18 protein-coding genes and 1 tRNA gene are annotated in these 22,479 nt (G+C 62.5%); 11 read left to right on the top strand and 8 right to left on the bottom strand.

Annotated elements, in window-relative coordinates:
* Positions 1-79: 79 nt before the first annotated feature.
* A complete protein-coding gene (locus V7787_RS38720; protein ID WP_336092855.1) occupies positions 80-2,485 on the top strand; it encodes a GH92 family glycosyl hydrolase in 2,406 nt (801 codons plus the stop codon).
* A gap of 48 nt (positions 2,486-2,533) precedes the next feature.
* Here the strand turns inward: V7787_RS38720 and V7787_RS38715 are convergent, their stop codons facing one another.
* Together V7787_RS38715 and V7787_RS38710 are read right to left on the bottom strand one after the other, a co-directional pair.
* Entirely contained in the window at positions 2,534-3,253 is a 720-nt protein-coding gene (locus tag V7787_RS38715; RefSeq protein WP_336092853.1) for a hypothetical protein, read from the bottom strand.
* 35 nt (positions 3,254-3,288) lie between these two features.
* Complete coding sequence (locus V7787_RS38710; protein ID WP_336092852.1) at positions 3,289-4,275, bottom strand: hypothetical protein; 987 nt, start codon at positions 4,273-4,275, stop codon at positions 3,289-3,291.
* 298 nt (positions 4,276-4,573) lie between these two features.
* On the opposite strand from V7787_RS38710, the gene V7787_RS38705 reads away from it, so the two are divergent.
* Positions 4,574-4,649 (top strand) — tRNA-Ile (locus V7787_RS38705).
* A gap of 314 nt (positions 4,650-4,963) precedes the next feature.
* Positions 4,964-5,809 carry a hypothetical protein gene (locus V7787_RS38700; protein ID WP_336092850.1) on the top strand — a complete coding sequence of 282 codons (846 nt, stop codon included), beginning with the start codon at positions 4,964-4,966 and terminating at the stop codon, positions 5,807-5,809.
* Between the two features lie 483 nt (positions 5,810-6,292).
* On the opposite strand, the gene V7787_RS38695 is transcribed toward V7787_RS38700, so the two are convergent.
* The 4 genes from V7787_RS38695 to V7787_RS38680 all read right to left on the bottom strand — a co-directional run bounded on the left by V7787_RS38695 (position 6,293) and on the right by V7787_RS38680 (position 11,635).
* Complete coding sequence (locus tag V7787_RS38695) at positions 6,293-7,915, bottom strand: hypothetical protein (RefSeq protein ID WP_336092849.1); 1,623 nt, start codon at positions 7,913-7,915, stop codon at positions 6,293-6,295.
* Positions 7,912-9,075, bottom strand: a complete 1,164-nt coding sequence (locus V7787_RS38690; RefSeq protein ID WP_336092848.1) for a restriction endonuclease subunit S — start codon at positions 9,073-9,075, stop codon at positions 7,912-7,914. The genes V7787_RS38695 and V7787_RS38690 overlap by 4 nt, the downstream gene beginning before the upstream one ends.
* A gap of 245 nt (positions 9,076-9,320) precedes the next feature.
* The gene (locus V7787_RS38685; RefSeq protein WP_336092847.1) at positions 9,321-11,414 is read right to left on the bottom strand and encodes a restriction endonuclease subunit M; all 2,094 of its coding nucleotides are present in this window, start codon (positions 11,412-11,414) and stop codon (positions 9,321-9,323) included.
* A gap of 14 nt (positions 11,415-11,428) precedes the next feature.
* Positions 11,429-11,635 carry a helix-turn-helix domain-containing protein gene (locus V7787_RS38680; protein ID WP_336092846.1) on the bottom strand — a complete coding sequence of 69 codons (207 nt, stop codon included), beginning with the start codon at positions 11,633-11,635 and terminating at the stop codon, positions 11,429-11,431.
* A gap of 571 nt (positions 11,636-12,206) precedes the next feature.
* On the opposite strand from V7787_RS38680, the gene imm45 reads away from it, so the two are divergent.
* From imm45 to V7787_RS38640, 8 genes are all read left to right on the top strand, one after another.
* Positions 12,207-12,560 carry an Imm45 family immunity protein gene (imm45, locus tag V7787_RS38675; protein WP_336092845.1) on the top strand — a complete coding sequence of 118 codons (354 nt, stop codon included), beginning with the start codon at positions 12,207-12,209 and terminating at the stop codon, positions 12,558-12,560.
* Positions 12,561-12,849: 289 nt separating this feature from the next.
* A complete protein-coding gene (locus V7787_RS38670) occupies positions 12,850-13,239 on the top strand; it encodes a hypothetical protein (RefSeq protein ID WP_336092844.1) in 390 nt (129 codons plus the stop codon).
* A 154-nt stretch (positions 13,240-13,393) separates the two neighbouring features.
* Positions 13,394-14,239, top strand: a complete 846-nt coding sequence (locus tag V7787_RS38665; protein ID WP_336092843.1) for a LytR/AlgR family response regulator transcription factor — start codon at positions 13,394-13,396, stop codon at positions 14,237-14,239.
* A 102-nt stretch (positions 14,240-14,341) separates the two neighbouring features.
* Complete coding sequence (locus V7787_RS38660; protein WP_336092842.1) at positions 14,342-15,094, top strand: hypothetical protein; 753 nt, start codon at positions 14,342-14,344, stop codon at positions 15,092-15,094.
* A gap of 594 nt (positions 15,095-15,688) precedes the next feature.
* Complete coding sequence (locus V7787_RS38655; RefSeq protein WP_336092841.1) at positions 15,689-16,114, top strand: hypothetical protein; 426 nt, start codon at positions 15,689-15,691, stop codon at positions 16,112-16,114.
* Between the two features lie 119 nt (positions 16,115-16,233).
* Positions 16,234-18,003 (top strand): exo-alpha-sialidase, encoded by a 1,770-nt coding sequence (locus V7787_RS38650; protein ID WP_336092840.1) that lies wholly within the window; start codon positions 16,234-16,236, stop codon positions 18,001-18,003.
* Positions 18,004-18,806: 803 nt separating this feature from the next.
* Positions 18,807-20,603, top strand: coding sequence for an Ig-like domain-containing protein (locus V7787_RS38645; RefSeq protein ID WP_336092839.1), 1,797 nt, complete (start codon positions 18,807-18,809; stop codon positions 20,601-20,603).
* A gap of 213 nt (positions 20,604-20,816) precedes the next feature.
* The gene (locus V7787_RS38640; RefSeq protein WP_336092838.1) at positions 20,817-21,269 is read left to right on the top strand and encodes a hypothetical protein; all 453 of its coding nucleotides are present in this window, start codon (positions 20,817-20,819) and stop codon (positions 21,267-21,269) included.
* A 6-nt stretch (positions 21,270-21,275) separates the two neighbouring features.
* Here V7787_RS38640 and V7787_RS38635 read toward each other — a convergent pair whose 3' ends face one another.
* Positions 21,276-21,827, bottom strand: a complete 552-nt coding sequence (locus V7787_RS38635; RefSeq protein ID WP_336092837.1) for a DUF998 domain-containing protein — start codon at positions 21,825-21,827, stop codon at positions 21,276-21,278.
* A 124-nt stretch (positions 21,828-21,951) separates the two neighbouring features.
* Positions 21,952-22,371 carry an H-NS histone family protein gene (locus V7787_RS38630; RefSeq protein WP_336092836.1) on the bottom strand — a complete coding sequence of 140 codons (420 nt, stop codon included), beginning with the start codon at positions 22,369-22,371 and terminating at the stop codon, positions 21,952-21,954.
* Positions 22,372-22,479: the final 108 nt, after the last annotated feature.

Below are 22,479 nucleotides of genomic sequence, written 5' to 3'. Positions count from 1 at the left end.
CGCCGGCACCCGTGCCGGCCCGGTCCGCCCGCGCCCTGCTCGACCCTTTCCCGGTTTTGTACCAGACGGAGTGCCTCGGATGACCCGGCCGACCCAGTCTCGTTCCCCTCATCGCACCGATCGCGTGCCGCCCTGGCTGCGCCGGCTGTGCGCGCTGGCCCTGGCCGCCTGCGCCTATGGCGCCCTGGCGGCTCCAGCTTTGCACCAGCCGGCCGGCGACGCCGGGCGGCAGGCCTTCGAGGCGGTCGACCCGTTCATCGGCACCGGCGGCGAGGGCCACACCTTCCCCGGCGCGACCGTGCCGTTCGGGATGATCCAGCTCAGCCCGGACACCGAGATCAAGCCGCGCAAGGAGGCCTACGGCTGGGCCGCCGGCTATCGCTACAGCGACAGCAGCATCGTCGGCTTTTCCCACACCCACTTCTCCGGCACCGGCCACTCCGACCTGGGCGACGTGCTGCTGATGCCGATCGCCGGCGAGGTCAAGCGCGAGCGCGGCGACTCCAAGATCGCCCGCAGCGGCTACCGCTCCGCGTTCCGCCACGACGACGAAGTGGCCCAGCCGGGTTACTACGCGGTCACCCTGGACGACTACAAGATCCGCGCCGAACTCACCGCGACCGAACGCGTCGGCGTGCACCGCTACCGCTACCCGCAAGGGCAGGCCGCGCACGTGCTGATCGATCTGCGCACCAGCCTGTACGACTACCCGGGCAAGGTGCTGTGGTCGCGCCTGCGTTTGCGCGCGGACGGCACCGTCACCGGCTTCCGCGAAACCCGCGGCTGGGCGCCGGGCCGTCAGCTGTATTTCGCGATGCGTTTCTCGCGGCCGGTCAGCGGCCACCGCTTCGAAGACACCGAAGCCGACGTGCTCTACAAGGGCTTCCCGCCGCCGGGCGAAAAAGACCCCAGCCAGCGCGCGCAGATCGAAGGCCGGCAAGTGGTCGGTAGCTTCGATTTCAAGGACGCGCCGGGCAAGGAACTGATCGTCAAGGTATCGATCTCGCCGGTCAGCGAAGACAACGCCATCGCCAACCTCGACGCGGAAGTGCCCGGTTTCGATTTCGACCGCGTGCGCGCGCAGGCGCGCGAAACCTGGTCGCAGGCCTTGTCGGCGATCGAGGCCGACGCGCCCGCGCCGATGCGCAAGAGTTTCTACACCGCGCTGTATCACACGCTGATGGGGCCGAGCCTGTTCATGGACAGCGACGGGCGCTATCGCGGCCCCGACAACGCCGTGCATCAAGCGCAGGGCTTCCGCTACCACTCCACATTCTCGCTGTGGGACACCTACCGCGCGCTGCACCCGCTGCTGACCTTGGTCCAGCCGGAGCAACGCAACAACGACTTCGTCAATTCGCTGCTCGCCTCGCGCCGCCACAGCCCTTACGGCATCCTGCCGGTGTGGGCGTTCCATGGGCAGGAAACCTGGTGCATGGTCGGCTACCACGCCGTGCCGGTGATCGCCGACGCCTACATGAAAGGCATCCGCGGCTACGACACCAAAGAAGCGTTGGAGGCGATGGTCGCCAGCGCCAGTTACGGCCCGTACGACGGCATCGCCCAGTACATGCAATTGGGCTACGTGCCGATCGACGAAGAAGGCGAGGCGGCGTCGAAGACGCTGGAGTACGCGTTCGACGACTGGACGATTTCGCGCATGGCCGCGGACATGGGGCGCAAGGACATCGCGGCGCAGTTCTCCAAGCGCGCCGGCAACTGGAAGCACGCTTTCGACCCGAAGACCGGCTTCATGCGCGCGCGCAAACGCGACGGCAGCTTCCGCGAGCCGTTCGATCCCACCGTCAGCGGTTACGGCAGCGACTACACCGAAGGCAATGCGTGGCAGTACTCGTGGTACGTGCCGCAGGACGTGGCCGGTTTGACTAAAGCGCTAGGCGGCGACGCCAAGTTGGTGGAAAAGCTCGATCAGGTGTTCGACGCCAAGGTCGATCCGAAAATCTTCGAGCACATGGAAGACATCACCGGCCTGATCGGCTGGTATGCGCACGGCAACGAGCCCAGCCACCACGTCGCCTACCTGTACGGTTACGCCGGCCAGCCCTGGCGCACCCAAGAGCGGCTCAAGCAGATCATGGCCACCCAGTACGCGCCGCGCCCGGACGGCCTGGCCGGCAACGACGACCTCGGCCAGATGTCGGCGTGGTACGTGTTCACCGCGCTCGGGTTCTATCCGGTCGCGCCGGCCAGCAACGAATACGCCATCGGCCGCCCGTTCCTGCCGCGGGCGACGCTCAACCTGCCCAACGGCAAGCGCTTCAGCGTGATCGCCGACGGATTGGATGAGGCGCATACCTACATCGGCAGCGCGACGCTCAACGGTCAGCCGTTGAACCGCAGCTTCTTGCGCCACGAAGAAATCGTCGCCGGCGGCGAGCTGCGCTTCGTGATGCAGGCGCAGCCGAACAAAGCGTGGGCGGCGGATGCGGCGCAGCGGCCTTACTCGATGAGCGGTGTGCGATGAGCTGCGCCGGCTGAGCGCGGCTCAACGCAATGCGCGCGGCGCGCGGGATCAGCGCGTCGCGGGCTTGGGATGGAACCAGTCGACGCTGATCAGGCGGATTTCGCCGGGGGCCTGCTGGACCAGGCCCAAGCGCCCCGAGGGCGAATCCGGCGCGGGGAAGTAAGACACGCTGCGCAAGGGCAGGGTGGAATCCAGCAACAGCCGCGGCGCGCCGAAGCGGCCGGCGGCATCGCGCGAGAACGCATACAGCTTCGACGCCGAAGTCCCGCGCCACACGCCGACGAATTCGCCCGCCTGCGTACCCGGTGCGGCGGATTCCACTCGGGTGGCCATCACGAACTCGCCGGCGATCGTTTCCGGATGCGCCTGCTTGGAATCGATGGCGTATAGGGTGCGGTAGCCCGCGGCATCGTCGCCGGACGGTCGTGGTTGGCCGTCATCGCCCAGTCGCAGTGCGACTTGCTCGGACAAATACAAATCCGCCATGCGGAATGCCATCAACCGCTGTGCGCAATCGCCTTCCAGCCGCGAAACATCGCCGAGCTTCAGCTGCTCGTTCGCGGCGAAATTCAAGCTGCTGCGCGCGCCTTCGGTGTCGCCGGGCGTCAGGCGCAGTTTGAGCAGCGCTTGCGATGCGGCGGAGCAGTCTGCCGCTTGTGGCTTTCGCGCGCTGTCGCCTGCAGCGACGGCGCGTTCGCCCGAGGCGCAGGCTGGCAGGCACAGTGCCGTGGCCAGCGCCCATGCCGGGATCCAACCAGACGCGTTCATCCCGACGCCGATTCGCTTGAGCCGATCCATCCTCATCACCGCCTCGGCGCCGACGGCGCGCCATCGCCCGGTGTCGGCTGCGCGGGGGCGGGCTGCGTTGGTGCCGGCGTATCGAAGCTGGGAATCTCCGCGCTGTAACCACCCTGCGTCGGCGCGGTTAGACCGGTCGCCGGCAAAATCGGCAAATGGCCGCGATGGGCGATGCCGCGCGCTACGTCGTTGGCCAGACGCTCGTTGGTTTCGTTCTGGGCGTCGGTCATTAGCGTGCGATCGTTGGGAAGGGTTGCGTTGGTTTGGCGACCCGCCACCGTCATATGGCCGATTTCGTGCAACGCCAGATAGTTCATGCCGCCGGGCACCAGACTATAGTCAGTAAGGTTCTTGATGCCGTAACTGATCCGCGGATTGCCGTCGTTGTAATCGGCCTCGCCCCGGGTCGTGCCGTTGCGGTAGGCAGGATGGCCAACGTCGTCGATGGTGAACTGCGTCTTCGACCACATATTGCGCAGCTCCTGGCCGCTGACCGTGCGGCCGTCAGCCAAGGTCATGTTCGCTTCGTTTGGTATCTCGTTGATTACCCGGGTCACGTCCCGGATCGACGTGTTGAGCTGGTCGACCGCGCGCTGCTCGTCGGCGTCCAACGCGCGAGTGAAGCTCAAATTGACCCGTGGCGCGGCTATCTCCGGCGCGGCGGCCGGCGCTTGCGCCTGAGCCGGTGCCTGCGCCTGCGCGACAGCCGTGCCCTGACCGAGCGCAGCGAACTCGGCATTGATCGTAGCTGCCGGCGGCGCCGGCGTATTCAACCCCACCATCGCCCCGAACCCCGGCACCGTACCGACCGCGACGATGCGCTCATCGTGCACCTGCGCCCGCTGCAACCTGTCCGGCCCCGTGATCCCGTTCTGCAGCGCGCGCAGCGTGATCTCGGCGGTCTTGTCCTCCGGCACCCCCGGCAACTGCTCGCGGAACGAGGCATACAAAGGGTGATTGGCGATCGCATCGTCGCCGCGGATCGTGGCCATGAGAAAGTCCTTTATCCCCGAGTGGAACCCAGGCATCGACCGGATGCCGGCGAAAACCCCGCGGCCCAACGCGCCACCGCCAAAGCAGGGCTCGGATCGATCATAGGACCGCATTCGCCGAGGCGGCAATCGGGATCGGATGGGCGGTCTGGCCCGGTTTGGGCCGCGCCGCGCGCAGACGGCATCGCGACCGGACGATATACTGCCGCGTCCCCGACCCGGGCCCGCTCCACCGCCCCGGACCGCCCGCCCGGCGCCGCTGCCGCCGCGCCGGCCGAGGACCGCACCGCGACTTCGCGGGCCTATAGCTCAACGGTTAGAGCAGAGGACTCATAATCCTTTGGTTCCAGGTTCGAATCCTGGTGGGCCCACCAACCCTCAATGGCCCCCATCGGCCCTCATTTGCCCCCAACGACCCTCAAGAGCCCTCACGATGCGGAGCCGGTAAGAGTGGTATTGGTCAGCGTAAGTGAGTTGGGACCCATTGACTGGTCCCGCCCGGCGAGCGTCCACCAAACGCTGGGCGATTCACTCTCGCGAAGTAAACATTGGGGTGTCGATGCTCAATAGATCCAGCACAGTCAGTGGCTGCTTTCGACCCAAAGCGGATGTTAGCTGCGGATGCCGGCAATAAGCAAAGCAGCTCGAAGACTGGCATATTGGGCTCTGGCATCGGCAGAGAACGCTTATGTATAGCGCCATCTTCTCGGCGAACGGCTGGCGGGACAACGATGACTCGTTTCCGCTTTCACGCATATTTGAGTATACGGATCAGGAAATCGTTACTCGATTCCAACCAGGCGCAGCTAACACGACCAACTTTACGGAGTTGATCAAGTTGCCGACTCTGTTCCTTAGCGAGCAGTCTCGTGGCGTGCTGCCGGCAGCCTACGTTGGGTACGTCACTCGAGCGCGGATCGTGGGCACCAACGTTAATCTGGAGTATCACTACGACCAGCTATTGCCTGCTGTGGCTGGCGAGCTGCTGACGAATTCTGGTTTGCAGATAGGGCTGACGGTGTTCACGCGAACACACTGGGCCGTACACGACTTTGATCTTTTCCGGTTTCTCGCGAGGCATCAGAGGCCACCTCGCCGCCTTCCGACAGCCTTCAGTGTTCTAGCGCCCGAACGCATTGACCGCACCCTTTGCGCGGCCATGATGCCGTTCGCACCTCAGTTCAGCCCGGTCTACGCGAAGCTCCAAGAAATCGCCACTTCAATCGGGATGGAATGTCTCAGAGCTGACGATATCTGGAATGCAGATTCGGTAATCCAAGATGTTGTTGGACTTATCGACAGAGCTTCAGTGGTGATCTGTGACTGCACGGGCCGCAATCCAAATGTGTTCTACGAGATCGGTCTGGCGCACGCGTTCGGGCGTGAGGTGATCTTGATAACGCAGAACTCGGACGATATCCCTTTTGACCTGCGCCATATCCGCTATCTCACGTACCTTCCCAATGCTCAAGGAATACAGGATTTGGGAGAAGCGCTGCGCCCGAGGCTCGCCGCTCTGCGCGGCAACCCCTAGCATGCCGCATGACAATGGACCACGCTTCGTATACAGCGGAGCGTCCGCTTTTGGCCGAAAGCGGTCGGAAGCTGGCCGAACTCGTGGGAGACCGACTAGTCCCTGATCGGCTCCTCATCGGCCCTCATGAGCCCCCAAACGCCCGTAATAGCCCATCAAGAGGGTTTGAGCCCGGTTCGCGTGGCTCCACCACATATAAGCGTCCGGCGTTGTTCAGGCTGCTCCATCCATCGGCAAAAAACCCGCAATGTGGGGGCTCTTTTGTGCGCGCAAGTCCGTCGCGAAAGATAAGTGGGTCAGGCTGTGAGTCACAGGAGCGGTGCGGTTACGCGTGGCATGAATTTGCCGGGTCTGCTGAATAGTCCGATCAAAAGCTTCTCGGCGCTCGGAAGCCGCTCGCCGCTGTCGTAGTCCCCCGATCGCGAGGCAGGCTGCGTGCATACGAGGTAGTCGCGAGGTGGGCCTTGATGCGCGGGTTTGGCATCAAGACGTACCCGCACCTAGGCGAAAATGCCGCTCCAGCGACAATATCAGCTTGGTCTTGAGATCCAGCGGATCATCAAAGCGCACTTGCTGCCAATGTCGCAGGTTGAAACCAATCGCCGCGTCGCTTTGGATCTGTTTGTTGTCCGCCAGTAGAATGAAATTGTCCTGGATCGATGCCCGACCTTGGTTAAGGCCCATCAGAAAGCCGATCTCGTGATACACGTTCTTGTTGCCGTCCGACAGGTCCGCGATCAGCAAGCCGCAGCCATCGACAACTTTCAGGATCTCGTCTGAGATGGTGTAGCTGTGGCCCTTGTTGACGTGGTCGATGCGGATGGCTGTCAGCGCCAGGTCCGCTTGCAGCCCGTGCTTCGCGTTGACCGCATCGATGGCTTCCTTGATAGCCTTGTATGCCGGCTCCTGACCTGCTGGCGTGCCGAACTGCATCGAGACAAAAACCTCGCGGCTGCGGGCAGATAGCACGCTCTCGAACACATCCACTAGGCTCGCCGCATCCACCGCCTGCGTATGGCCAAGGTGGTAGTGATAACCCAAGCCCGCGGTAGTCCCGTCTGGCGCCAAACGGTCGACGCGGTTGCCTTCAACCCAGTGTGCGAAGGCAGGTAGCTGCTTGCCGCTGTTCCTGAGTGCGAAATAGACAAACGCCGTCAAGACGCCATGGCAGGCGGAATCCCGCAAGCGCTCGCCGCTAAGGAGTTCGTAAAGGGCGTTCACCGCTTTTAGCGCCGCTCGCAGGCGCTCCACCTCAGGTTGCAGGGCTGCGGCGTCCACGCCATTGAGCACGTGTTTCGCTAGCAGGAATTGCGCCAGGCCCAAAGCCAGGGTATGCCGGTTCGCGAAATGCTTGGCGAGCCCACTCAGAAAAGCTGCATCGAATATAGGCAACAGCTTGCGCGCCAACCAGTAAGCGGGGCCGAAGCTGGGCTTGGTAAGCAAGTCCTCGTCGGTGAAGAGCGCCTCATCGCCGTCCTGCAAGATCAAACGCAGGTTCTCCTCGGATGTGAGCGGAATCTGCTTAGCGTTGATGTTGTGAAAAACCACTTTCTCGAAGCGCTGCTTTTCGGTCGGATCTTCATGCAGCACGATGCAGAACGGCGTTTCTAGCCCGTAAGTCGAATCGCCGGGCTTTAAGTCATGCGCTGCGCTCAGGCGGTGATTGCCATCAATACGGAACGGGCGCAACCCATCTGCGGCGATCAACTGGGCCTCAGGGATCTCAAGATAGGCCAACGTTGGTGCAGCGGTTCCGCCCACCACTGCCAGACTCTTGGGAAGCCTGGACCTGGCCACGCGCACCTTCAGTCCGTCGACGTTGGAGGCAAAGCCCTTGCCCGTGAACAGGTCGCCTACTGGGTGCACGCTTTTGCCGCGTGCTTTTGAGTAGTCGAAATCGAGCGAGGCCGATAGCACCACCTCGGGAAAAAACAGAAACTGCCGTTCTGCGAGGAAGCGCTCGATTTCCGCCTTGTGGGTATCGATCAAGTTGCGCTGATAGGCAGGGTCAAAGCGCGAGCAGCGCGCCAGCTCGCCCAAAGACGCTACGCCGCGAATGACCGTAAAGCCACCCAGCGACGAGTGCAGGATGCCGGAGAGGATCATGTGTCGTCACTCTTTAAAAGTTGCTGCTCGAAACGCTCGCGGGCTTGTTGCCAAACGGCTTGAGCGTGGGCGCGAAGCCGCTCCTCGCTTGCGCTAAATTCGCGGACAAGCTCAACGACCTCCCGTTGGACTTCGACAGGCGGCAGCAAAAGCGGCATCTGCCGAATCGCCCCGTAGTCCAGCGCAACACGGGTTCCCCCGCTGACTGGGCGATTGGATAACAGCGTGCCCAAGCCGGTGTTCAAAAATGCGGACAGGTACCTTGGCAAACAGCGCTTCGTATCGATTCGCAGACGAACAATGTGCTGATTGATGTTCGCAGGCAAATCTGCTTCCGAAACAACCGCTGTTGTACCGACCCTCCCGGTTATCGTCATTAGTACGTCATCACTAGCCAGCTGAGAACGCTTCAAGGCCCCCTCATGAACTTCCTCTTGGATGAAGTTCAGATCGGAAAATTCCAACCGGTTAGGCCTCACGTTCAAGATTCGCAGGAATTTTATGCCCGAAGCGGCGTAAAGCGATTCGTCCTTGGCCTTGGGGGTCGCACCGCCTGCAATGTCGAGCAGTATGTCTTGAAGCACTAGATGCTCGCCCTTGCCGGCTTGCAGGGCTCGCAGGGCCTCGATGTATCGCGGGTGGTGATATGTCACATCGAAACGTGAGCCACGCACCGAGGTCAGGCGCGCGCCGTAGAATTTGCGCTCGTCGGGCGGTGTAAGTACGACTCCAAGTAGCGCTGATATCTCTTCGTCAAGCCGTGAGGGAAGCCGATCTGCTTCTGCCAGCGCCGTATCTCGCTCGGCGCGCGCAGCATCGAGCTCGGCCACGAGACGGCGTTGGATATCGAGCGGAGGAACAGGAAGCTCTAGGGTCTTGAACTCTTCCTTGTTGATGTTGGGTTGCCCCGTCGGACGCTGTGTGGCGGCGACCCAGGAAGCATAGGCGTCGGTCTTCGTGAAGCCATACAGAAACTCAGGCAGAACAGTCGCGCCCATGCGAAACCGGATGCAATAGCCTGCGAAGACAGCGGGGCTTAGGGCCGCTGAGTGAAGATAGGTTTTTCCGACTGTAGCGCCACTGCGGGCAAACAGTAAGTCGCCAGCGCGCAAGACGTGTTTGTCGCTCCACTCCTCGGCGGCGACAAATTCATGCGGCATGACGATGCCATCGTCACCGTAGTCGGTAATTCGGATGTAACGCGGTTGATCGTCGGACAGCCGATCTACAGCGCGAGCCGATGTGCCGTAGGCTGGCTCCTGCGAAACCAACGCAGACAGTGGTTTGGTCGCGTACGCATAAGCACGCCGTCTGGAATTCCTGACGTAGCTCGGGTCGAACCGTTCCTTCGGCAGTTCCCCCCGCCTCACCGCAAAGCAATTGACTTGCCCTGCCGGGACGGGGGTTAGACGAAAAAAGATTCAGGGTTCTTCTTGAACGTGTCGTATTGCCCCAGCAGCCCACTGGCTTCGATGACCTTGCGGTGTCGCTCGCTCCAGCGTCCAGGTTGTTTGCCTTCGCCAGGCACCCAGTCGAACTCCACCCTCCAATCGAACAGGTCGCAGCGCTGACGCTCCACTCTTAGTTGCTTAGGCGCTTCATCCAGCACTTCCACCTTGTAGGTGGTGCGGCCGGTGGCGTCGTAGCCGATGTTCTCGGCCATGGCCATGAAGATGGCTTCGTCGTCGCTTGGCGCCGTGTTGGGATGGCGCTTCTCCAAAAAAATCACGCTGGACTTCACCCCGGCGCCGAAGTGCGCAAAGGCGAACTGCGGCAGGCTAATCACGGCCAGCACCTTGAAGCGCTCCAGCAGCCAGTCGCGCACGCCTAGCAGGCTGGCATTGGTGAGCAGACCATCGGGCAGCACCACGGCGGCCTGACCGCCCGGCTTCAACAATTGCCAGATACGTTCGCAGTAGATGACTTCGGTCTTGACGCTGGCGCGCTGCTTAATCGACTTCTTGCCCGCCTTGGGGTCGGCGCTTTCGTCTTCGGGGTCGTCCTCGTCCTTGCCGCTTTTGCCGATGTAGCGCGACAGCTCGTAACTCTTGAGGTAGGAATGCAGCTCCTCTTTGATGACCGCGCCGAATGGTGGATTGGTGGGAATCTTGCTGAAGCCCTTGCGCTCGTCGCGTTTGACGATTTCCTCGATCCTGCCAGTTTCGGGGTTGAACTCGCTGTCGCGGTGGATGCCCATGATCTTGGCAAAGGCATCGTTCTTCAGGCCGATCGCGCCCAGCGGCTCCAGCGCGTCGTTGCCGATGATGTTGGTGTGGCCATCGTCGTGCACGATCATGTTCATCTTCGCGACGCGAGCGATCTCTTCGTTGATCTCAATGCCGAAGAGGCGCTTCTGCGCGAAGCTATGCCAGTAGTTGAAATGTTCCTTGCTGTCTTCGTCGAAGTACTGGCCTGCGAGCTTGCGCACATGGTCAAGCGTATGCAGTAGGAAGCCGCCCGATCCGCAAGCCGGATCGATCACGTCGTCCTCGGCCTTGATGTCCAGCATCTGGATGGCGAAGGCGATGATGTTGCGTGGCGTGAAGTATTGGCCAAAGTCGCCTTTGAAGAAGCCGTCCATGAACTGCTCGAAGGCCACCCCTTTGGTATCCAGGTCGGTGGCGGTGAGGTTCACGCTTTCCAGGTGAAGGACGACGTTCTTGAGCGTGGTGTCGTCGATCTTGATGTCTTCGTTGAAAACATCGGGTTCGTTCTGCCGCTCGATGTCGTATAGCGCCTTGATGCGAGCGGCCAAGCGCTTGTTGGTCTCGTTGGTCTTGATCTGGAAAGCGTAGGGTTCGCCCTTCTTGCGCGGCGCCTTCTCGTCGCGCGTTTTCAGGAAAATGAGTTTCGTCAACTCACCGAAAGCCATCGGCGGAGACAAGCGGCCGCCTCCCCAAAGGGTCTGGTGGCATTTGCGGATGGTCTTGATCAGGTTGTCGCGGCTAACGGCGCCGATGTCAGGTTTATTCTGCGCTTTGTAGTAGTACTTGAACTCTTCGGGCTTGCCGTACTGCTCCGGCAGGTCTGCGATGATGTTTTCGTCGCGCTCCAGCACGCCGTAGCGATCAGAGCAATCGAAGAATGCGCGGGTTTGCCCTGCGACTACGCCCACATACTCCGCACGAAACTTGTGCGCGTGCCCATTGCCGAAAGCCTGCTCGATAGCCTGCTTGAATTCGTTATCGGTGACGGCATCGCGCTTGAACTCGATGACAGCGTAAGGCTTGGTCCGCGCTTTATCGCGGAAGATTACGATGTCGGCCTTGTCGTGCGGTACGCGATCGGGAACGGTGATCTCGATTCCGATGCACTCCGGATCGTACCCGTAGCGGTAGATCAGCTCCGCGTAGTAAGAGGCGCGAACCTTTTCTTCCGGGTCTAACCACCTTTCGGCGTGGTTCACCGCGACGTAGCGGACCTTTTCGGTCTTGCCGCTGGTGATGATCTGCAGGTGCCCATCCTTAAGGGCGCGCTCGATCAGCTCGGTTGTTTCCATGGTCGTGTTAGCCCCTACTCTTTTCGTTTATCTGTCGCGGTGGCTTCATCCGCTCCACCCGCCCGCACCCATTCGTCCACCTCGGAAACCTGGAACTTCCAGAGTCGACCGACGCGGTGCGCCGGCAAGTGCTTTCGGTCGATCCAGCGGTAGATCGAATCCCGGGCAACGCCCAGATGGGCGGCAATCTGGTCCACGGACAACCAAGGTTCAACAGTCATCGCAGCAGTCCGGAAGCGTAGGGTTGAGCGGCTTGGAGTCGGCTCCAGTCGCAAAGACCGCAATGTATCGGATTGACGACTGACAAGCGAGGGGGCGCCCAGGGAGGGCCGCGCATCAGGATGGATTACCGGCGTCGGAGCGACGAGTGACTTCCTCCCGGCCTCCCGCAACGCCTCTGCGGGCCTGCACCCTCGAGCGGTAAGTTGGGTCGGACGACTTGCCAAGTTGCACGGGGCGCCCCTGATCCAGGCGTGTAGTGCACGACATCATTGGGGCGTCGCGTAGCACAAGGTAGGCCGATGTTGTTCCGCCACAGCCAGTCAAAAAGTGAGTCAAATTGTGAGCCTGGCAGAAGGTGCGTCGGCTTTAGAATGCGGTTCAGTCAATAACCTGTCGGCGCAATTCGATTGCTGGTGGGCCACCAACCCCCAATCGCCCTCATCGACCCTCATTGGCCCCCGCGATCTGGGGCCGCTACGAGTGGTGTGGGCCAGCATGGGCCAGTTGGGACCCGCGACTGCGCGATGTCCGTATGCTGCCCAACAGGCGCATGGCTGTCAGGGGTTTCAAATGAACTGGAAGAAATTGTCTTCGATATCCAACGCGGATCCGCTGTTCCGAGGATGTCTGTTTCGATTCAGGCGCTTGGTTCCAGAGGATGAAATCGTCGAATACATGTTGTTTCAGACGTGGGAAGCCTCTGGTCTGGGGCTCGTTCGGGACTGCGGATACGAAGCCGGGCTTGTGCTTATCGTGTTGCCAGCCGAAGCCATGGCGGAAGGCGCGGTGGGGATTTCGCCGCAATGGTTGATTCACCATTGGAAAAAATGGATCGATAATTCTTCCAGCCCAGACGAGGTATGGGTCCTCAAAGATGGACGCTCAACGCCTGACGCACTACCGGACGAAGAGTTCAATAGCTGAAAAGCAGGCGTCTGGCAGCGTCATTCTTCTGAATAGACACGTTCAATTCTCGCGACTTCATTGCGTCTGCGCCTTCTGCAGAGGTCGCCGGGGCAGTTCACAACGCCTGCTGCGCGTGCCAACGACCCGTGCGAACAATGCCCTCATTGGCCCCCAAGCGCCCGTCAAGAGGGGGTGCCCGGCCAGGAGCAGCACATGCCGCCGGAAGGCGGTTTCGGCGCCTCATTCCATATCAAGCGGTACAACCAGGGAGCGGGTGGTCATATGTTCTATGACGTCCCGAACTAGCATGAAGAACGAATATCGACTGGCTGCTCTCGAAAAACAGATCGACGAAACGAGCGATGAAGCCAAAAGCACGCTGTTCTTCAAGATGCTCGACACAGTCAGCGGCGGCCAGCTTCAATGGATGACGGAGTCGGTCGACGACCTCGAAGCGGCGATTCCTGAGGCGGTCTACGTGATTGCGCACAAGCACGTGGTCGCCAAGGGGAAATCGCTTCATTTCAAGGGTGCGCTGGCACGGACTCGAAAGCACAACCTGATCCGTTTTCTAAAGCAGGCCATCGATAGCGGCGATCTGAGAGAACTGCTTGTTGCCCCGAGCTTCGAGGACGAGCCCTCGTTCGTGCTCCATGCCAGTGAGGACGTTAAATTCTGCATCTATGTGAACAGATGAGCCTGTCAAGAGGGTTTCAACCCGGTTCCTGCGGCTCCACTAACCCTCATTGGCGCGCACCCCTCGCATCCGCCCCGCCAACCAACGGCAGGTTACAACCGCAGCAAAACCCAGCAGACTCCCGTTCCGAGTTCCCCGAGAGAATCGAACTTCGATGACGACGACCTGGGAGAAGATTCGAACCCGGATCGAGTTGCGCCTGTCTGCGCCCGGCGCGCGCGGGCTGCTGCTGGGCGTGGCGGCGTGGGCGTTGGCGAGCTTGATCAGCGCAGCCCAGGGGCAGGCCTTCGCCGCTTACCGTGGCCGTCCTCAGGATTGGTGGGGCACGCTGGCCTATACCGCGGCGATATTCTCGGTGTGGGCGGTTCTGGCGCCGGCGATAATGGCTGCGGCCGAGCGCTTGTTCGCAAGCGGCTTGAACAAGGGCCAGCAGGCGGCCGTCGCCGTGCTCGGGTACTTGTTCGCCACCGCACTGCACGTCGCCTTGTTCGTCTTGGTTTTCTGGCCGGTTTACGGGACGGGGCTGGCGAACCCGTCGGCGATGGTATTGCCGGTGGTATTGGCCAACTTCGACAAGGCCGCCTTCGCCTATATCGCCTTGATAATCGCCGTGCTGATCCGTCGCCACCTGCGCCAGCGTCCCGGCGTTGCCGCGGCGGCGCCTGAACGGCCCGAAAGCGAGGGGCTGTGGATTCGCGTGGGCGCCGGCTCGCGCTTGGTCCGCTTTCAGGAGATCGACTGGATCGCCGCCGCCGGCGACTACGCCGAGGTGCACGCCGGCGGCCGCAGCCTGCTGATGGACCGCTCGCTCGCCGCCCTGACCGATGAGCTCCCGGCCGGCTTCGCCCGCATCCATCGCGGCGCGATCGTGCGCCTGGATCGGATCTGCGAGATCCGCAACCTGGGTCGGGGCGACGCCAACGTGGTCCTGCAGGGCGGCCACACCCTGCGCCTGAGCCGGCGCTACCGGGACAACCTCGCGAGCTTCGTCGCCCGCTGAGCCCGCTCGCCGACCCGGCGGTCCCGCTCGCAGAATTGCGCTGGCCGCTGCGGTCGGCCCGGGCTTAGCGTGCCTCCAGGTCCTGGAACGAGGTGCTCTGCCGTGCGCAATATGTACTCTGCCTTGCTATTCGCTCTGCCCACCCTGTTGCTGGCGGTCGGCTCGATCAAGGCGTTCGACGCCAACGATCGGGTCGTGGTCGTAGGCGCGCTGCACGGTCTGCACGATCGCGAGCCGGCCTTCGGCTATGAACGTCTGCGCTCGGCGATCGTCGATTTCCGCCCGGACGTCCTGGTCCTGGAGGTCCGCCCCGACGAACTGGCGGAGAAAAAGCCGACCCCCGGGCGGCCGGAATATCCGGCGGTGATCTGGCCGCTGCTCGCCCAGATGCGAGTTAATGCCGTCGCCATGGAACCCGGCGGCGATCTTTTTAAAGAGATTGCCGGCCAGTCGGGGGCGGCGTTCGCAGCGCTCAAACAACGCAACCCGGACGGAGCCGCCGCCCTGACTCGTCTGGACGAGGCGACCGACGAAGCGCTTCTGGCCTATTGGCAGCAGCCGGGACAGGTCCAGGACGAAAAGACCGCGGCGGTCGCCGATGGCTTGCGGTCGGCCCAGTTCGCGCTGGCCGGCCCGGATTTCGTGGCTGCGCAGGCCCGCTGGGATGGTCACATGGCCAGCCAGGTGCGAAAGGCCCTGCGCGACCACCCGGGCAAGCGCGTGATGGTCGTCGGTAGCTACAGCAATCGCGCGATGCTCGACCGGGTCGCCCGCGAGCAGGCTCCGCAGCGTGTCGTCGACGCGGAAGCCTGGATCGGAAAGGCCGCTGCGTCTTCGGCTGCGGGCGCGAACTAAAGCCGGCGCTGCCTGTTCGGCGCACTGTCCCCCGCGCATGTCCTGCGTAGTTGCTTGCGCGTCGAGGATCGAGGCTGTCCGCGTCGGCTCGCCGACGCGGCGCCAACGGCCTCCGCGGTTCTGCAGAGCGCTAACTCAGTCGAACTTGCCGACGCGTCGTGTCTCACTCGTTATCGCCGGTTTGCTGCTCGTGATCCTGGTCCGAGCGGTTGGCGCGTAGAGCCAGAGGCGCGCCAGCCGTTGGCTCCACCCATCGACTTTTCCGAAGTATCGGCATCGATTCGATTACCTCACTCACGCAACCTCACACTTGTCGGTAGCCGATGCTTTCATTGGCGAAACCGCATCGGCGCGAAACAGAAGCCGAATTCTGTGAGATGAATCAAGCATCGATCAAAAACTTTGGCCGCAGCTCTCGCTTAAAAGCGTAGTAGCTAGCGATGCGCAAAGACGCAAATGCTTGAACCCGACTGTTTCGATCAGCACGCCCCATGCCGTGCCGGCTCCACGGAGCCGGCGGCATGGCAGTCGGTGAAAGCAACGGCGGCGCCTCATCCAGTCCTGGAAGCCAATTGATACCAAGGAGATTCCATCGTGGCAGGCATCCAATGGTCGGCTCCGCAATCGCTGGCCTACATACCCACCGGCAAGCTCGTTACGTTCACGGCGATGCATCAGGCCGCATACACGCAATACGTCCAGATCGTCGACGCCAACGGTCAGCCCATCAGTTTCACTTGTCTGGACGGCAGTCAGGCGAGCTTCCCGATTTCGGGCAGCGGCGTCGATGTCGGTTTCCTCCAGAACGGCGCCGGCAGATTCACCATGGCCGACGGGATGCAGGTCCAGTTCGGCAGCAGCGGACCGAACGTTCCGCTGGTCTCGGCCGGCAATCCGGTCCAGTTCTTCATCAACAACAAAGTATTCGGCGGCGGCACCTTGTACGTGACCGAAGACGGTGGCGATATGGATTACAACGACACCAGCTTCGTCATCCAGTGGTACGCGTACGTCGGCTGATCGCCTGCGCCCCCATTGCCGAGCGCAGTGGGGGCGGTACGACGACTCTTGTATTCCCATGGCTGCCGCGATGGATCGCGTGGATTCGCCGCGCGGCGAAACAATGACGGAGTGCGGCAATGAAGACCAGGATCATTATGTTCGGCGCACTCGCCAGTGTGCTGGCGATGTCGGCATCGTGCACGAAAACCGAACCGGCTGTAGAAGCTTCAGCGGTGTCCAAGGATCAGGTAAAGGATCAGACGACGCCGTTTCCGGGCGGCGCGCCCATCACCGCGGCCGATCTGACCGCGACTCCGGCGTTGCTGCCCGCCGCGCCGCCGGCGTACAACTACGACCCTTACAATCCCAACATCACCCACGCGGAGTACGCGCGCTTCGCCTGGCGGCAGTTCATTCACTTCAATTCGCCCGCGCAGAAGAACGGCGTGGATGTCGCGGGCAAGTCTCCGGTGGTGCGCGGTAGCATCGATCCGAACCGCAACTTCGCCGCATCCGGCGCCAGCAACTTCTATCAGAGCGGCACAGGCGCGAATTCCAACTTCAGCAGCAATCAGCTGGTCTGGGAAACCTTCGCGCACCGCTCCGAGCTGTTCCCCGCGGGATCGGCCCCGGCAGGGAACCTGGCTAACTTGGATCCTCAGTACAACTTCCAGAACATCAAGGTCGCCTCGACCGATGCGCGCTTCAACAATCTCGACGAAAACACCCAGATCGGCCAGAACCAGATCTTCTTCCCGAAGACCGGCAGCACGCCGTCGGCCAATCCCCAGGACGATCACATCATCCTGTTCCAGGCCAAGGTGAGCCCGGTCGAATACGACTACATAAAATCCATCTACAACGCCAGCAATCCGCCAGCCTCGCTGGAATTGCCGCCCAACGCGACGAACCAGGGCGAATCGGTGGAGGTCAAGTCGGCATGGCGGGAAATGACGCCCGAGTTGATCGCGTCCGGCCGCTATCACACGGCCGAAGCGCTGTACTACTACCAGCAGAACGGTCAGGCCCAGGTGCGGGTGGCCACCTTCGGTCTGGTCGGCCTGCACATCCTGCGCAAGATGGAAAACTACCCGACCTTCGTTTACACCACCTTCGAACAGGTGGACAGCCTGACCACGCCGGACAACAAAGAGACCGGGCTGTATTTGGTCAATCTCTATAACCAGATGCAATACGACGCATCGGTACCGCCCGCGACGCGGCCGTCGGCGATCCTCAATTCCGGATCCAACCGGACTCTGGTCCAGCTGCCATTGGCGGGCCCGATCGACAGCGCTCACGGCTACGATGTCATCCCCGGCAAGTACACCGTGCCGAATGGGTTTTCGGGGCCGATCAAGGTCCAGAATCCGCCGGTAGCGACCAGCGCCGTCTATGACGTCAACAACGAAGTCCAGCAAGCCATGGCCGGCTCGCCCGCGTTCAAGGATTCGGTGTGGCGGTATTACCGTCTGGTCGGGCTGCAGGTGTTGCCGACAAGCGAGGACAGCTCCGTCACGCCGGCCAAGCCCGATCCGCTGACCCAGGACTTCTACCTGGCGAATATCGTGATCGAGAGCAGCCAGCCCGGCATCCAGTTGTTCAAGGGCGGCGTCAAGGATCCCGATCCCGACAAGCAGCAGTTCACCCTGCTCGCCAAGCGCGGGTTGCCGAGCATCCTGGGCGTGAAGAGCTTGCCTCCGAATACCGACAAACTGGTGATGGGCGGATGCATGGGGTGCCACGGCAACGCGCAATACCCCAGAGACAAAAACGGCCAGGGCCCGAGCATCTTCAGCTTCCTGATCAACCAGGGCACCCTCACCGGGCAAGGCTTCAGTGCCGACTTGCGCAACGAATCCTCCGCGCAGTTGAGTGCGAAACGTCTGGAGTATCTGACCTATTAGGCGGTGCATGGGCCCGGAGGCGTTCGCGCTTCCGGGCCATGCTCTGACTCCGCCACGCTTCTTGCCCCTTGCCGGCCCCACAGTAGATGGGCAGGTGCGAGCGGCCACGCACCGCGACAAGACGCACGGGCGTCGGCGACTCCTCGATGATCGTTATTTCAGCGGCCCGCAGTGCTGACTCGGCGCGGGCGGCGATCGGCCGACCTACGTGTACGTGGAAAAGTGGCGGGCGCCAAGGCCGGCAGCCAGCAGCTTTTCCGACTATCTGGCCAAACAGTTGCAGTACCATGCCGCTCACTCTTAGCGGTAAGCAATCAGCGGCAGCATCTCGAGCTCGCGCGCAGATATCCGGCCTGGCGGGCTGCGAGAGGTGGGTTGTTTCATTGGCCAGGCGACAACGCGCGGCTGTGCGAAATCGCAACAGGCTGCCGGAAGCAGGTGGAAGCCCAAATCAGAGTGAGCTGAGGAACAGTCCACTCTCGCCCTGTGTATCCAATGCGCAACACGATTGCAGGCGCACCCGCACGTCGCCGCCTATTCCACGACGTGACGCCCACCGCATTAATCGAAAACCGACAACTTGACACGCGCCCCGCCGCCCACCACAGTCGGCAACGCCCAATAGCGCCGCACACGCATGCAGCGCACCGCGCGGATCGGCAATCGGCCGCGCAATCGCAGTCATTGTTCTCTGGGGGGGAAGCAGCCGCGACGCAGCAGTTCTGCCGCGCGTGGTTCGAACAGGTCGGCGCATTCGCGCCCGCCTCCTTCCCTATTCACCAGGCACCTGGAGAACACATCTAATGAGCATCAGACTGACAGGAATCGTGCTGTCCGGCTTTTTGCTGGCGGCCGGGCTGTCGCCCGCGCACGCGCAGAGCGTCAGCTGCGCGGGCATCGCCGACTGGAACGCGTCCACCATCTACAACGCCGGCAGCAAGCTGGTTTATCAGGGGCGGTTGTACCAGGCGACTACCTCGATCTGGAACACGCCGCCCACGCACTGTCCCAGCTGCGGTTACTACCAGGATCTGGGCGCCTGCAGCGCCGGCGGCAATACGCCGCCGACGGTTAGCTTGATCGCGCCGGCGAACGGCGCGAGCTTCACCGCGGGCGCCACCATTGCCGTTACCGCGAATGCGGCCGATGCCAACGGCTCGGTGTCGCAAGTGCAGTTCTTCCGTGGCGGCACCTCGCTGGGTATCGATACCACCTCGCCCTACAGCGCGAGCTGGACCAATGCGGCCGCGGGCAGTTACGCGATCACCGCCGTCGCCACCGACAACGAGGGCGCCACCACCACCTCCGCGGCGGCCAACATCACCGTCAATGCCGGCCCCACCGACACCACCGCACCCAGCGTGCCGGCCGGATTGGCCGCGGCGTCGGTGACCTCCTCCAGCGTCAACCTGAGCTGGAACGCTTCCACCGACAACGCGGGCGGCAGCGGCGTCGCCGGTTACGACGTCTACCGCAACGGCTCGCTGGTCGGTTCGCCCACCGGCACTTCCTTCAGCGACACCGGCCTGGCCGCGTCCACGACCTACAACTACCGAGTGCGCGCCCGCGACAACGCCGGCAACGCTTCGGCGCAGGGCGCGCAGATCAGCGCGACCACCGGCGCCGGCGGCGGCGACAACAACCTGCCGCGGCATGCGCTGGTGGGTTACTGGCACAACTTCACCAATCCCTCCGGCCCGACCATTCCGATCAGCCAGATCTCCAACGACTACGACGTCATCGTGGTCGCCTTCGGCGACGACGCGGGCAACGGCGCGGTCAGCTTCACGGTCGATTCGGGCGCCGGAACCGAAGCGCAGTTCAAGGCCGACGTGGCCGCCGCGCGCGCGAAGGGCAAGAAGGTGGTGCTGTCGCTGGGCGGCCAGAACGGCACGGTGACGCTCAACAATTCGACCCAGGTCGCCAACTTCGTCAACAGCATGGAAGACCTGATCCGCTACTACGGTTTCGACGGCGTCGACATCGATCTGGAAAGCGGCGCAGGCGTCTACCACGGCGCGGCGGTGCAGACCAATCTGGTCACGGCGGTCAAGCAGCTCAGCACGCGTATCGGCCCCTCGTTCTATCTGTCGATGGCGCCCGAGCACCCGTATGTGCAGGGTGGCTTTACCGCGTACAGCGGGATCTGGGGCGCCTATCTGCCGATCATCGACGGCCTGCGCCAGGAACTGGATCTGATCCACGTGCAGTACTACAACAACGGCGCGCTCTACACCCCGTACAGCCAGAACGGCTTGGCCGAGGGAACCGTCGACATGCTGGTCGGCGCCAGCCTGATGCTGATCGAAGGCTTCCGCACCAACAACGGCACCGGCGTCGCCTTCAACGGCCTGCGGCCGGATCAGGTGGCGCTGGGGCTGCCCTCGGGCCCGTCTTCGGCCAACAGCGGACAAGCGACGCAGGCCACGATCGCCAATGCCCTGAACTGCCTGACGCGGCTGCAGAACTGCGGAACCATCCGGCCGCAGCAGGCCTATCCCAGCTTCCGCGGCGTGATGACCTGGTCGATCAATTGGGACCGGCGCGATGGTTTCATCTTCTCGCGGCCGGTGCGGGCGACGTTGAATGCCTTGCCCTGATCGATAGCGAAAAGCGAGGGCGGGCAAGGCTTTGCCCGCCCTCTGGCTGCTTCCTTATCGGCGCCTCATGCGGGCGCCGATTTTTTTCGCTTCTGCGTAGAATCAATCCCGCCGTAACCGGCGAGGCGGATTTCCGATAGTTTATGAGTCCGTCGTTGGCTGCCTCACGACTCGCCTCAACTCGAATATCAGGCCTCGCGCATGCCTAGACAGATGTCCGACGAAAAACTGCTTGAGTACAACGAACTCAAGCGGTTCTTCGAGGTTTGGGAGACCCGGCTCTCCCCCAATGAATTTTTTGCGGCGGATGATCCCCATCATCCAGTCAATGCCTTGGCTGCCATCGAGCAACGATTCGGCCGATCCCGCGCGCTGTCCGGCCTAAGACAAGCCATTGGCGACATCCTGGAAGGCGTCGTGGACTATCGACCGGAGCGAATCGCCCGCGTCGATGAGGCGCTTGCTCAGGCGGGCGCGCTCACGCTGAGCCGGTTGCTTGCGCGCCAGTCCAAAGTCTTCCGAGCCATTCTGCGTCGCGGCAAGATTCGCAGCGACACCGAGTTCTATATCGTCTCCGCGGCATTGTCCGACACGTCCATCGATCGCCCCGAGTCGGAGATTTCCGTCCTGGCGTCCATGGCCGCCGCTTATGAGGCGAAGTCGTGAGCCGGATCAAAAGCGCTGTCGCCGCAGCTCTATCGCAGCAAAGGTGTACCAGGCGAATGCGGGCAACAGTGCGATACGCTGACTAAGGCCGCGGTAAGCGGGCGGGTCCAAGCCCGCCACCATCACCCACAGATAGATCATGGCCAGCAGCGACGTCCAGCGCGAGACCCGGCCCATGAGCGGCGAGGCCTGCGGTCCCAGCTCAACCAGGAACAACAGCGGCGTCAGCACGGAAAATATGCCGACGCCATAAAGCCCATGCAGCGGGCTGCCGGTGGTGAACAGGCCGTTGCTGAGCATGCTGATTCCAAACAGCGTGGACGTCAGCGCCGTGAGCGCGAAACGTTTGCCCTGGGCGAGCAGCGAAACGCTGAAGACGACAATGGCGGCGCCACTGATCGCCGCCGCGGCCTGGACCGCATGAGCCGGCAAGCCCGGCATCAAGCCCAGCTCGCTCAGGTGCTGGGAAACCGGATCGTATCCGGGGACGGCGAAAGCGAACGCGATCAACGCCAGCATCGCGCCGATGGGAACGTACATCGCCTGCTGGATCGCCAATCCTCGCACCGAAATCACCGTCGCAGATAAGGAACGCGGCAACGGTAGCCGCTGTCTTATCGTGCGTCATGTGCGTTTGGTACTGCCCGGCGCCTGATTGTTTCCGCCAGCCCGCGGCGCGGCTTCAGCTCTGTTTGAACACGGTCCGCCGGCCGATCACGGCGCTCTTGCGCGCGGTGGGTCTTGCCAGACCGGGGATCAGGAAATCGGTGACGCTGCGGCCATGCTTGGTCTTCTGCGCCAGCCACCGCGGCATCCGCCCGCGGCCCGACCAGGTGTTGCGCTTGTTGTCCGGGTCGCGGTATTTGGGGGCGACCTTGCTGGACTTGCGGCGCGTGGTGCGTTTCTTGCCGGCAATCTCAGGGGCGGGCAGGTCGCCATACAGTTCTTCGATCGTATAGCCGCCCTGGGCGGCGAGCGCGATCACTTTCTTGCGCACTGAGGCAATGGAGCTGCGGTTGGATATCAACTGTTTGCGCTTCTCCGCGGCGACCAGAAGCGAGTTGAGTTCCGCCAGGCTGAGCTTTTCGATATCGAGGTTCATGCCCTAAAGGGTCAAGCCATACCAATCGGCCTGTCAAGCAAAAATCCGACGGCCGGCCGGTGAGAATCGGCTTCGGGCCGGTCGAAAGGGCTCAAACCGCGTTCCCGC

The organism is Pseudomonas sp. CGJS7, assembly GCF_036961695.1.
Note: the sequence above shows the minus strand (reverse complement) of the source record. Positions and strands in the feature narration are given on the sequence as shown.